Source organism: Candidatus Eisenbacteria bacterium, assembly GCA_020847735.1.
Classification (GTDB): domain Bacteria; phylum Eisenbacteria; class RBG-16-71-46; order RBG-16-71-46; family RBG-16-71-46; genus CAIXRL01.
Genome location: JADLBL010000004.1, coordinates 1 through 12,074, shown reverse-complemented (window position 1 = coordinate 12,074; position 12,074 = coordinate 1). Strand labels below are relative to the sequence as shown.

At 73.3% G+C, this 12,074-nt stretch carries 9 protein-coding genes; 1 reads left to right on the top strand and 8 read right to left on the bottom strand.

The window, feature by feature from the left end:
• Nucleotides 1–50 precede the first annotated feature (50 nt).
• From cheB to IT347_02295, 8 genes are all read right to left on the bottom strand, one after another.
• Nucleotides 51–1,136, bottom strand: a complete 1,086-nt coding sequence (cheB, locus tag IT347_02330) for a chemotaxis-specific protein-glutamate methyltransferase CheB (GenBank protein MCC6348410.1) — start codon at nucleotides 1,134–1,136, stop codon at nucleotides 51–53.
• Nucleotides 1,137–1,155: 19 nt separating this feature from the next.
• The gene (locus IT347_02325; protein MCC6348409.1) at nucleotides 1,156–1,539 is read right to left on the bottom strand and encodes a response regulator; all 384 of its coding nucleotides are present in this window, start codon (nucleotides 1,537–1,539) and stop codon (nucleotides 1,156–1,158) included.
• A gap of 30 nt (nucleotides 1,540–1,569) precedes the next feature.
• A complete protein-coding gene (locus IT347_02320; protein MCC6348408.1) occupies nucleotides 1,570–2,796 on the bottom strand; it encodes a methyl-accepting chemotaxis protein in 1,227 nt (408 codons plus the stop codon).
• Nucleotides 2,793–4,427 carry a methyl-accepting chemotaxis protein gene (locus IT347_02315; protein ID MCC6348407.1) on the bottom strand — a complete coding sequence of 545 codons (1,635 nt, stop codon included), beginning with the start codon at nucleotides 4,425–4,427 and terminating at the stop codon, nucleotides 2,793–2,795. Before IT347_02315 ends, IT347_02320 begins: the two co-directional genes overlap by 4 nt.
• The gene (locus tag IT347_02310; protein ID MCC6348406.1) at nucleotides 4,424–4,927 is read right to left on the bottom strand and encodes a purine-binding chemotaxis protein CheW; all 504 of its coding nucleotides are present in this window, start codon (nucleotides 4,925–4,927) and stop codon (nucleotides 4,424–4,426) included. Before IT347_02310 ends, IT347_02315 begins: the two co-directional genes overlap by 4 nt.
• Nucleotides 4,924–7,074, bottom strand: coding sequence for a chemotaxis protein CheA (locus IT347_02305; GenBank protein MCC6348405.1), 2,151 nt, complete (start codon nucleotides 7,072–7,074; stop codon nucleotides 4,924–4,926). Before IT347_02305 ends, IT347_02310 begins: the two co-directional genes overlap by 4 nt.
• A gap of 261 nt (nucleotides 7,075–7,335) precedes the next feature.
• Nucleotides 7,336–9,531, bottom strand: a complete 2,196-nt coding sequence (locus IT347_02300) for a carboxypeptidase regulatory-like domain-containing protein (protein MCC6348404.1) — start codon at nucleotides 9,529–9,531, stop codon at nucleotides 7,336–7,338.
• Nucleotides 9,528–10,112 (bottom strand): sigma-70 family RNA polymerase sigma factor, encoded by a 585-nt coding sequence (locus IT347_02295; GenBank protein ID MCC6348403.1) that lies wholly within the window; start codon nucleotides 10,110–10,112, stop codon nucleotides 9,528–9,530. The genes IT347_02300 and IT347_02295 overlap by 4 nt, the downstream gene beginning before the upstream one ends.
• A 347-nt stretch (nucleotides 10,113–10,459) precedes the next feature.
• Here IT347_02295 and IT347_02290 point away from each other — a divergent pair.
• A partial coding sequence (locus IT347_02290) for a formate--tetrahydrofolate ligase (GenBank protein ID MCC6348402.1) occupies nucleotides 10,460–12,074 on the top strand: 1,615 nt, incomplete at its 3' end.

Below are 12,074 nucleotides of genomic sequence, written 5' to 3'. Positions count from 1 at the left end.
GATCCTGCGGCGAGAGCGCCGGTCGCGCGCCGCCGATACCGGGCTTCGGGTCAGGCTGCACGTCGGCCTCCGGAGCGATGGGCACGGACGAGAATCTCGGGCGCGATGGAAGCGAGCGGCAGCACCTTGTCGGCGAGCCCGGCACGGGCGATCGCGCCGGGCATGCCCCAGACGACGCTGCTCGGCTCGTCCTGCACGATCACCTGGCCGCGCGCGGCGCGGATGCGGCTCGCGCCGTCGAGCCCGTCCTGGCCCATGCCGGTCAGCACGACGCCGAGCGCGCCGTGGCCGAAGACGTCGGCGACGGAGCGGAAGAGCGGGTTCACCGACGGGCGACACGCGTTCTCCGGCGGTCCCTGGTCGAGCCACAGCCGCAGCTGCGGACCGTCGCGTCCGACCGTCAGGTGGTGATCTCCGGGAGCGACCCAGATGGTTCCGGGTTCGAGCGTCGCGCCGTGCCCGGCCTCGAGCACCGGCAGCTCGCACTGCGCCGACAGTCCGTCGGCGAGGTGGCGGGTGAAAAGCGGCGGCATGTGCTGGACGATCAGCACCGGCAGGGGAAAGTCGGCGGGCAGCGCCCCGAGCAACTCGGCCAGCGCGCGCGGGCCGCCGGTGGACGCGCCGATCGCCACGACGGTCGGGCGCGGCGCGGGACCCGGCGAGGCGGGGGGGCCGGCGGACGCGGCGAGGGCGCCCGCACGCGGGGGCGCGGGGCCGGCGGCGGCCGCGTCGCGGCGCGCGAAGGCCTTGATCCGCGGCAGCAGGTCGCGGCGCGCCTGCTGAACGGCGGACTCGAAGTCGGAGGCGCTGGGCTTGGCGACGTAGTCGGTCGCGCCGAACCACATCGCCTGAAGCGTGGTCTCGGCGCCGTGGGTCGTGTGCGTGCTGAACACGATGATCGGCAGCTTCGGCCACGCCGGGCGCACGCGCTGCAGGAACGCGAGCCCGTCCATGACCGGCATGTCCACGTCGAGCACGACGACGTCCGGCACGAGCCGCGGCAGAAGCGTCACGCCGAGCGCGCCGTTGGGCGCCGTGCCGACGACGTGAACCTCCGGATCGGCCGACAGGGCGTCCACCAGCAGCTGGCGGACGGTGACGCTGTCGTCGATCACCAGGACGCGGATGCGTTTCATGCGGTCCTCGCGCGCTCCGTCACGCCGCCTGCTCGCCCGGGTCCACGCCGAGCAGAAGCAGCTTCTCGAGCAGGCCCTGCTTGTCGAACGGCTTCATCAGGTACTCGTTCGCCCCGGCCTCGAGCGCGACGGCCACCTGCTCCATCTCGCTCTCGGTCGTGACCATCATGATCGGCACGTCCTGGAACTGCGGCTCGTTGCGGACCTTCTGCAGGAACTCGCAGCCGTCCATTTCGGGCATGTTCCAGTCCACCAGAACGAGCGAGAGCCCGTCGATCTTGCGGATGTCCACCAGCGCCTGCAGGCCGCTCGCGGCGTCGAACACCTCGAAGCCCAGTTCGCGAAGGTACTTTCCGATGATGCTGCGCATGGCGCGTGAATCGTCAACGACCAGTGCCTTCATCTGCTCCTCCTTATAAGGATGTGCCGGGCGTCACGCGGCCCGGCGGAGTTCCTGATCCTCGGGTGCGTGCGGGGCGCCCGCGCCGGGCTCGGCGCTGGCGGTGGCGGTGGAATCGAGCCGGAAGCGATCGGTGAGGCGGCGCATGTGCGTGGCGAGCCGCGCGAGTTCGCCGGCGGCGCTCTGCGTGCGCGACGAGCCGGCGGCCGACTGCTGCGCGGCTTCGGCGACCTGCCCGGTGCCGTCGCTCATCTCGATCGCGCCGCTCGCGGCCAGGCCGAGGCTGCGCCCGATCTCGCTCGTCGTGGCGAGCTGCTCGTCCACGGCGCTCGCGATCGAGCTGGAGATCTGCTTGATCTGGACGATGGTGTCGCGGATGCGCTCGATCGCCTCGACGGCGTCGTGCGTGTCGGCGCGCACGCTCTCGATCGTGCGGGCGACGTTCTCGGTGGCCGCCGACGTGCTGCGGGCCAGTTCCTTGACCTCGTGGGCGACGACCGCGAAGCCCTTGCCGGCCTCGCCGGCGCGCGCCGCCTCGATGGTCGCGTTGAGCGCCAGCAGGTTCGTCTGCCGCGCGATCGAGGCGATCGTCTGAACGACGCCCGTGATCGTGTCGCTGCTCGCGCCGAGGCGCGTGACCGTTCCGCTCGCCGAATGGGCTTCGGCGGCGGCGGCGGCGGCGATGCGGGCCGCCTCGGTGGTGTTCTTCGAGATCTCGAGGATGCTGCCGCCCATCTGCTCGACGGCGACGGCGACGGCGCCGACGCTCTGGCTGACCTCCTGCGCGCTCGAGGACAGCCCCGCGACGCCGCCGGAGGTGTTCTCGGCGTTGGTGCTCATCTCGAAGCTGACGATGCTCATCTCCTCGGAGGCGCGCGCGAGCGCCTGCGACTGGCGTTGGAGCTGGCCGGTCACCGAGACGAGCGCGTCGTTCAGGCGGTTCATCGCGAGGCACAGGTTGGTGACCTCGCCGTGGCCCTCGACGGGAACGCGGACGTCGAGCCGCCCGTCGGCCATGGCCGAGGCCATGTGGGTGAGCGCGCGCACGTCCGCGTACACGACCCGGATCAGGCCGCGCCCGTACACGGCGGCCACGGCGAGCACGGGCGCGCACAGCGCGGCGAAGACCCCGAGGGCCGCCGCCTCGTATCCCGCACGCAGCAGGAACACCACGGCGAAGACCGCGACGCTCGCGGCCGGCGCGAGCGACAGGATCGCGAGGTGGCGGTGCAGCGGCAGGTTCGTCAGCCGGGACTTCATGCGGCTCTCCGCAGAGGGACCACGTCGCCGGCCGGCGCGGCGGCCGCGCGCGGCGCGCCCGCGTGACCGCGGAACTGGACGACCATGCGCTGCAGCTCGGCCGCCATCATCGCCAGCTCGTTCGCGGCGCGCTGGGTCTCGCGCGCGCCCGCGCTGGTGCTCTCGGTCGAGCGCGCCACGGCGCCGATCGTCTCGGCGATCTCGGCCGTGCCTCGGGCCGCCTCACCCATGCTGCGGGTGATCTCGGCGGTCGCGGCGCTCTGCTGCTCGACCGCCGAGGCGATCGTGGTCTGGGTGGCGTTGATGCGCTCGATGATCGCGACGATCTCGCCGATCGTGGCGACGGCCTCGCGGCTGTTGTCGCGGATCGCGTCAATGCGCCGGTTGATGTCCTCGGTGGCGCGGGCGGTCTCGCGCGCCAGCTCCTTGACCTCGTTGGCGACGACCGCGAAGCCCTTGCCGGCCTCGCCGGCGCGCGCCGCCTCGATCTCGGCGTTGAGCGCGAGGATGTTGGTCTGCTCGGCGATCGAGGTGATCACCTCGAGGACGTCCTCGATCTGCTGCGTGCTGTCGCCGAGCTGCTGCACGGTGGTGTTCGCGCGCTCGGCGACCGCGACGGCGGTGCGGGCGACGCCGGCCGCCTCCTGGGCGTTGTGCGCGACCTCGCGGATGCTGGCTCCGACCTCCTGCGCCGAGGCGGCGACCAGGCGGACGTTGGCGTGCACCTCCTCGGAGGCGCTCGAGACGACGCTCGACTGGGTCGAGGTCTCGTGCGCGTTGTTGAACAGCTGCTGGCTGACGCTCGCCAGCTCCTCGGAGGCGTTGCCCACCGAGGTGGCGTTGCGGGCGATGTTCGAGATGGTGGTGCCGAGGCTCGCGGCGGCGCGATCAATCGCGCGGCCCATGCGGCCCAGCTCGTCGTCGGTGCGCAGGTCGGCGCGCGCGCCCAGGTCGCCGCTCGACAGCGCGTCGAGCACGTTCACGGCGTGGTCCACCGGCTCGATGATGCTGCGCCGGATGGCACGGGCGGCGAGCCACAGGGCGATGGCGATGAGCAGCGGCAGCAGCAGCGCCAGCACGGCGGCGCGCCGTGCGATCTCGCCGCTGCGGCTCTCGCCCGCGATCGCGTGGTCGTAGAGCCGGCCGGTGATGGCGGTGTTCTTCTCCTCGAGCTCGCGGGCGCTCGCCTCGAACGCGGTCAGCGACGCGAGCGCACGGGTGCGGTCGCCCCTGCCCGCCGCGGCCAGGATCGAGGCGGCCCGGCGGTTGTAGTCGATCGCACTCGCACGGCCGTCCTCGATCGCCGCCTTCGTCGCGCCGTCCAGGGCGCAGGCGTCACGTTCGCCGCGATGGCGGTCGTACTCGGCGACGTGCGCCGAAAAGTCCTGCCGGACGCGGTCGAGTTCCTCGTCGTTCGTGGCCAGCAGGCCGCGGTGGACGTCGCCCGCCAGCTCCGCCTGCGCGTGCACGACCTCGAGGTGGAAGCGCAGCGCCCGCGCCACGCCGCCCAGGTCGCGCGCTGTGCGGCTCGACTGATCGAGCGCGATCCAGCAGACGCCACCCCCGGCGAGGATCAGGAAGGTGCTCAGCAGGCTGAGGGCTGTGAGCCTTCGGCGAACGGTCCAGTTCATCGGGTTCCTCCGGCGGGCCGCGGGGGGCGGCCGGTGGTGGGGTCCGCGCCCGCTCCGGCGAAGGCGCGTTCGAGGATTCGGTCGAGGTCGAGCGCGAGCAGCAGGTCGTCGGGCAGGGGCACCGCGCCGGCGATGAGGTCGCGGGCGGGGCCTTCGAGCGTGTGGGGCACGGGCACGAGCGCGCAGTCGCCGGAACGACGCACGTCGCCGATCGCGTCCACGAGCAGGCTGACCGGCGAGTCGCCGTCGAAGACGACGAGGTGCCCCGCCGGGGCCGCGGCTTCCGGCGCGGGCAACCCCAGCACCGCGCGCAGGTCCACCGCGGGCACGATCCGGCCGCGCAGGTTGAGCAGCCCCCGCACCGCCGGCGGCGCGAGCGGCAGCGGCGTCACCGGCTGCGGGCGCAGGACCTCCTGAACGCGCGTGACGTCGAGGCCGCACAGGCGGCCGGCGACGCGGAACGTGCACCAGCCCGAGACGGCCGCGGGAGTCGCGCTCATGCGGCCTCCCGCGAGGCGACCGAAGGCTCCGCGAAGCGCGCCGTGAACTCGGGTGCGAGCTCGACGAGGTCGGTGATGCGGTCGGCGAGCAGCAGTCGCCCGCCCACGGCCGGAGACGCCTCGACCGTCACGACGTCGGCGATCGCGTCCACGACCCAGCCGAACGAGCGGCCGTCCGCGCGCCCGACGAGGACCGGATAGAGGCGGTCCGCCGCGACCGGCACCGCGCGCGTTTCGCCCGCGGGCGAGAGTGGCGCCACAGGCAGCACCTCGCCCCGCCAGCGGGCGGCGGAGCCTCCCGGGCGGTGCTCGAACTCGGCGGCGTGCAGCTCGTCAATGCGGCCGATGTGTTCGAGCGGCACCGCGGCCCGGCCGCCGCCGCACAGGTCCACGAGCAGCAGGCCGCGACCGGCGACCGCGGGCGCGGCGACGGCGAAGCCTTCCTCGCCGCCGCTGACGCCGGCGACCCGCGCGAGCGTCGGCACGTCGAGGATGAGCGCGACGCGGCCGTCGCCGAGCAACGTCGCTCCGGCGAACAGGTCCGCCGAGCGCAGCCGCTCGGAAAGCGGCTTGACGACGATCTCCTCGGTGTCGTGCACCGCGTCCACGACCAGCCCGAAGGTGCGGCCCTCGGCGCGCAGCACGACCAGACCGCGGCCGGGGGACCGGCGCGGGTCGGCGCCGCGCAGGACCTGCGAGAGGAACACCAGCGGCAGCAGCCGGCCGCGCAGGCGGTAGACCGGCGAGTCGTGCAGCCACTCGATGCGCGCGCCGAGGTTCCGTGCCGAGACGCGGACCAGCTCGACCAGGTGCATCTGCGGCAGCGCGTAGCGTTCGCCGGCGTGTTCGACGAGCAACGCCGGTAGGATCGCGAGCGTGAGCGGAATGCGCAGGCGCACGCGCGTGCCCGCGCCCGCCTGGGAAGCCAGCTCGATGGAGCCGCCGATGCGCTCGAGGTTGGTCTTGACGACGTCCATGCCGACGCCGCGGCCCGAGACGCTCGTCACGCGCGTGGCGGTCGAGAATCCGGGGCGGAAGACCAGCGAGATCCAGTCCCGCTCGCTCATGTGATCGGCGTCCGCCTGCCGGACGAATCCGCGCTCGAGCGCCCGCTCGCGGATGCGGGCCAGCGGCAGTCCCGCGCCGTCGTCCTGGATCTCGAGGTGCACCTGTCCGGCCTCGTGCCAGGCGCGCATCCGCAGCCGTCCCTCGGCCGGCTTGCCGGCGGCGAGCCGGGCCTCGGGCGATTCGATGCCGTGATCCACGGCGTTGCGCACGAGGTGGACGAGCGGATCCTTGAGCGCCTCGACCAGCGTCTTGTCGAGCTCGGTGTCGGTGCCCTCCATGCTCAGCGCCACCTGCTTGCCGCACGCCTCGGCGACGTCGTGAACGAGGCGCGGCAGCCTCGTCCACAGCGCCGAGATCGGCTGCATGCGCGTGCGCAGGGCTTCCTCCTGCAGGCGCGAGGTGACGTGATTGAGCCGCTGCGCGCTCGTCTGCAGCGCGGTCCAGTCCTGCCGCGCGATGTGCTGCACGAGCTGGTTGCGGGCCAGCACGAGTTCGCCGACCAGGTTGACGAGGCCGTCGAGCACGCGCACGTCCACGCGCACGTTCGCGCGTTGCAGCGTGCCGTCGTCGGCGGGTTCGGCGGCCGCCGGAACGCGTGCCACCTGCGGTTCGGTCGCGACCGGCCGGCCGCCCGCGGGCGTCGCGCCCTTCGCGCCCGCGCCGGCGGGGCCGCGCGAAGCGGCGGCGTCCTGCGCTCCCGTCAGCTCGGCGATCTGCGCGAGCACGGGACCGTCGTCGCCGGGCGCTTCGGCGCGGGTGGACTCGATGCTCGAGAGGATCGAGCGCACGGTGTCCACGACCGCGAGCAACACCCGCGTGATCGCCGGGCTGGGCGCGAGCTCGCCCGCGCGCACGCGCGCGAGCAGGTTCTCGCCCGCGTGCGCGACGCGCTCGAGCCGGCGGAAGCCGAAGAACGAGCAGGTGCCCTTGATCGTGTGCAGGGTCCGAAACGCGCGCACGACCGCGGCCGAGGAACCGGTGGACGACTCGATCTCGACCAGGTCGCGGTCCAGCCGGTCCAGGCCCTCGTAGCTGTCCACGAGGAACTCGTTGACGATCTTGTCGTCCAACTCGCTCACGGAATGACGCGCTCCACGCCCACGACGGGTCGAGGTGGTTCGGGGAAGCCCACTGGCACGGAAAGGACGGCGCCCGCCGCAGGGCGGGCGCGAGCCTGCCGGCTCTCCTCTGGATATCGGCCCCGCTGCGGCGGGTGCATTAGCCCGAACTGCGCCGGGGCGGCGCGGCAGGCCGGCCCGGCGGCGAAGTCCTGCGGGCGCGGGAGGAGCGCTCGTCGGCCGCGCAAGGGAGACGCGGGCCGTCCGGCGACCCCGCCGGGCTCAGGGCGCGGGGGTCAGGGGGATCGAGACCTCGAGGTTTTCCGTCCCCAGGCTCACGACCCTGCGGCTCGTCACGAAGCCGGTCGCCACCACCGACAGGGTGCGATCCCCGGGAGGCGCGGCCACGCAGAAGCGGCCCCGACGGTCGGTGCGTGCGCCCAGGTCCAGGTCGGCGAGCGTCACGCGCGCGCCCGCGACCGGAGCGCCGGTCTCGTCGAGCACGATGCCGCACAGCAGCGGCCACGAGGCGCTGTCTGTGGCTTCCGTCTCGGAGGCGCGAGTCGGCGAGGCCTCGGCCGGCGCCGGGCGGGAGGCCTGAACGGGCGCGGGTGGCGTGGTCTGAACGGGCGTCGGGCTTGCGGCCCGGACGGGCGCCGGAGTGCTCGCGGCGGGAGTCGGCGGAGTCGGGCGCTCGGTGACGGGCGTGGGAACCGGCGTGCGGACCGGCGCCGGGCGCGACTCCGCGACCGACTCGCGCACGGGAGGTGCCACGGGTTTCGGCGCGGAAGCTGCCGGTGATTCCGATTTCATGGCCGCGGACCCTGCGCGATTCGGCCGCACCACGCGCGGCTCGCCCGAGGGCGAGGGCGCTGTGCGCACGACCGGGCGGGTTCCCTCCGGCGTGCTCGCCAGCGTTTCGTCCTGCGGATCGCGCGCCGGCTCCTGCGTGGATGCCAGCGGCACGCGCACGACCTCGATGCGCGGCACGCGCGGCCTGGGCAGTTGCGGCAGGGGCACGCGAATCACCGCGGGCAGGTAGCCGCTGCCCGCCAGCGCCATCAGCAGCGCCGTCACCGCCACGGCCGCGCCGACGATGTGGCGCTTGCGCAGCCGGCGGCCCGCCGGGCGGTGGCGCGCGCTCTCGGGCGGTTCCTGCTCGAGCCGCTCCTCGTAGTCGGCGTAGGGATCGTCCACCGGGTTCGGCTGCCGGGAGTGACGCAACTGCGCGGGAGACCGGGCTGGCTCGGCAGCCGCCGGTTCGCGTCCATCGCCGGGTCGGGTGGAGGGAGTGGACGAACGGGCCGGCTCGACCGGACGAGCGGGAGCTGACCAGCGTGCGGGCTCTGGCGCTGGCTCGGGAACCGGCTCGGGCTCGGGCTGCGGCAATGTCGTGGGCGCGGCCGCGTATTCGTCCGTGCGATGCGCCCGAGGCTCGGGTTCGGCGGCCGATTCCGCCGTCGTGCCGAAGTCCGGACCCACGGGCAGCGGTCCCTCGATGACCTCCCACTGCAGGGCAGGCGGGTCCTGCTCCGCGCGAATCGGCAGCTCGTCATCCACCGAGACGCTGTCTCGCACCGGCGCGAACGGCCCCTCGTCGGGAGACGAGCAGACCGGCCCGGCATGCATCGCCGGCTCGAGCCGCGGCTCGTCCACGGGGTCTTCCCCGACAGGCACGATCCGGATCGGCTCCTGTTCGGGCCGGGGTTCAGGCTCGCTCGCGCGGCTCGGTTCGGGCCACGGCTCGGGCTCGCTCGCGCGGTCCGGCGAGGCTTCGGTTTCGCGAATAGGTTCGGGCCGGGGCACGGGCTCGCTCGCGCGGACGGGCTCGGGCCGCGGTTCGGGCTCGCTCGCGCGGACCGGACCAGCTTTCCGCGCGGGCGGGACCTCGGGCATCGCCGCGGCCGCGTCCCGCAGCGACGCGAGGATCTCGGGCGGAAGCTGCAGGATGGACGCGGGCGAGGACGCGGCGTCGGGCGGGCCGGACTCCGGCGCGGATTCGGGCTTCGCGCTCGCGACACCGCGCGCCTCGCGCATCTCGCGCATCAGCTCCTCGAGCGAGTTCATGGCCGCGGCCTCGGCCGCCTTGAGCTCCTCGGCCGCGCGACGCTTCTGCTCTTCCTCCGAAGGCAGGGCGGGATTGCGCATCGCGGCGGAGGGACGCGCCATTTCCCGGGAGGGCGGCTTGTCGGGACCGAGCGGCGGCAGTTCGGGCGGCAGCGCGTGCTCGGGCGGCATCTGTCCGCGCGACTCCGCCTCGAGCACCGCGCCCAGGCGCGCGAGCATGTCGTCGAAGAACACGTCCGAGAACTCGCAGGCCAGCAGCCGGCGAAGCGCGTCGTCCTGCTTCGTCAGCCGCGCGTGCCGTTCGCGGCACTCGTGGCAGCTCGACAGGTGCCGGACCACCAGTTCGAGCGAGACACCCGAGAGCGCCCCGTCGAGCGAGCCCGAGATCTGCTGGACGGTCAGGTGCCTCACGCGGCCTTCCCGTCGCGCACGGCGTGCTCGATCTTCTCGCGCAGCGCCGCGATGCGGTGCATGGTCGGCGGCAGCGCGAGGCCCGCGACGACCGCGATCTCGGCGTACGGCAGCCGTTCGAAGAGCCGCAGCGCGAGCAGCATCTGGTCCTCGGCCGGCAGTTCCCCGAAGGCGTCGAGGACCTTGCGCTCGTACTCCAGATGGTGCGCGCCCAACGCGCCGCTGCTCCAGCGTTCGCCGTTCGGGCGGCGCAGGTGGCCCTCGCGGCGCTCGGCGGGTCCTCCGACCTTGCGGCGCAGCCAGGCGATGGCGAGCGTGCGCGCGAGGCGCGCGATCCACGGGAAGAAGGGTTGACCGACCGGAAGCTGGCGCACGTTGCGCAGCGCGCGGCGCGCGACCTCCTGGGCGAGCCGCTCGGCGTCCACCACGTCGCGCGTGAACGCGAAGCACAGCCGCCACAGCGGGTGCTGGTAATGGCGCAGCAGCTCGAGCATCGCGTCGAGATCGCCGCGCTGCGCCGACAGCACCAGTCCGGCTTCGCGGCCGGATTCCATCCATGGCCCGGTGGACCGAGCATCCATGGCCGAACGATCCTCCTCGTCCCCGAGGCAAACGCGAACAGCGTCCGCGCGCGCCGAGCGGGTTCGCGCAGGGACGAAACTTGGCTTATGAGGTTTCCCGCAGGGTTTTCGGCCGAAACGCCCGTGCGCTTGAGGCGCGAGGTGCCGCCCCGGGCTGGGCGGGCGCCCCGCGCGATCTCGGCCCCGGTCGGGGCGGGGCCGCGAGGGACACGCCCCGGCCGGCTCGCGGCGGACCGCCGGCGAATCTTCCGCGGCGGTTGCGGAGCGCCGCGGCTGCGGCGAACATGCGCCCCTGCCGCGCCGCGCCCACTGACCCCCGCGGCCGGGAAAGGGAAGAGCGCCCCGACATGAAGCCCATCCACGAAGTCGCCAAGTCCCTCGAGATCGAGCCCGCGCAGCTCGAGCCGTACGGCCACTACAAGGCCAAGCTCGCGCTGTCGGCGTTCAAGGACCGGCCGCGGCGCGGCAAGCTCGTGCTGGTCTCGGCCATCACCCCGACGCCCGCCGGCGAGGGCAAGACCACGACCTCCATCGGGCTCGTCCAGGGCCTCTCCAGGATCGGCGTGCGAAGCGCCGCGGCCCTGCGCGAGCCCAGCCTCGGGCCCGTGTTCGGCATGAAGGGCGGCGGCGCCGGCGGCGGAGCCTCCGAGGTCGTGCCCGCGCTCGACATCAACATGCACTTCAACGGCGACTTCCACGCCATCTCGGCCGCGCACAACCTGCTCGCCGCGCTCGTGGACAACCACCTGCACTTCGGCAACCCGTCCGGCCTCGACTCGCGCCGCGTGACCTGGAAGCGCGTCGTGGACATGAACGACCGCGCGCTGCGCGACATCGTCATCGGCTTGGGCGGCCGCACCGAGGGCGTGCCGCGCGAGACCGGCTTCGACATCACCGCCGCGAGCGAGGTGATGGCGGTGCTGTGCCTGGCCGACGGCATTCCCGATCTCAAGGCCCGGCTCGGGCGCATCGTCGTCGGCTACCGCGCCGACGGCACGACCGTGACCGCGAACGACCTGAACGCCGTCGGCGCCATGTCCGCGCTGCTCCAGCAGGCGATCAAGCCCAACCTCGTGCAGACCACCGAGGGCGTGCCCGCGTTCGTGCACGGCGGACCGTTCGCCAACATCGCGCACGGCACCAACACGATCACCGCGACGAAGGCGGCGCTCGCCTACGCCGACATCGTCGTCACCGAGGCCGGCTTCGCGTTCGAGCTCGGCGCCGAGAAGTTCTTCGACATCAACTGCCGCTACGGAGGCTTCGCCCCCGCCTGCACCGTGCTCGTCGCCACCATCCGCGCGCTCAAGATGCACGGCGGCATGCGCCTGAGCGACGTCGGCCAGAGCAACGTGAACGCCATGGTTCGCGGCCTGTCGAACATGGAGAAGCACCTCGAGAACATCCACAAGTTCGGCCAGCCGTGCGTCGTCGCGATCAACCACTTCCCGACCGACACGAAGGAGGAGATCGAGACGCTGAAGGAGCACTGCAAGGCGCTCGGCGTGACCGCCATCGTGGCGAAGAGCTTCAGCGAGGGCGGCAGCGGCTGCACCGAGCTCGCCGGCGCGGTGCGCGACCTGGTCGCGAAGAGCGAGCCGAAGTTCAAGCCGCTCTACGAGTGGGACTGGCCGATGGAGAAGAAGATCCTGACCATTGCCAGCGAGATGTACGGCGCGCAGGCCGTGGACTACACCGCGCGCGCGAAGCGCGACCTCGCGCAGCTCGAGAAGGCCGGCTTCGGCGGCTTGCCCGTGTGCATCGCCAAGACGCAGCAGAGCCTCTCGGACAACCCCGCGCTGCTCGGACGGCCGAAGGACTTCCTGGTCACGGTGCGCGAGATCCAGCTCGCCGCCGGCGCCGGCTTCGTCGTCCCCATCACCGGCGAGATCATGCGCATGCCGGGGCTGCCCAAGGAGCCGCGCGCCTCGGCGTTCGACCTGAACGACGACGGGGAGATCG

Coding starts and splice junctions, on each gene's coding strand:
- IT347_02325 (MCC6348409.1), bottom strand. CDS start 1,539: ATGAAGGCACTGGTCGTTGACGATTCACGCGCCATGCGCAGCATCATC.
- cheB (MCC6348410.1), bottom strand. CDS start 1,136: ATGAAACGCATCCGCGTCCTGGTGATCGACGACAGCGTCACCGTCCGC.
- IT347_02295 (MCC6348403.1), bottom strand. CDS start 10,112: ATGGATGCTCGGTCCACCGGGCCATGGATGGAATCCGGCCGCGAAGCC.
- IT347_02310 (MCC6348406.1), bottom strand. CDS start 4,927: ATGAGCGCGACTCCCGCGGCCGTCTCGGGCTGGTGCACGTTCCGCGTC.
- IT347_02315 (MCC6348407.1), bottom strand. CDS start 4,427: ATGAACTGGACCGTTCGCCGAAGGCTCACAGCCCTCAGCCTGCTGAGC.
- IT347_02320 (MCC6348408.1), bottom strand. CDS start 2,796: ATGAAGTCCCGGCTGACGAACCTGCCGCTGCACCGCCACCTCGCGATC.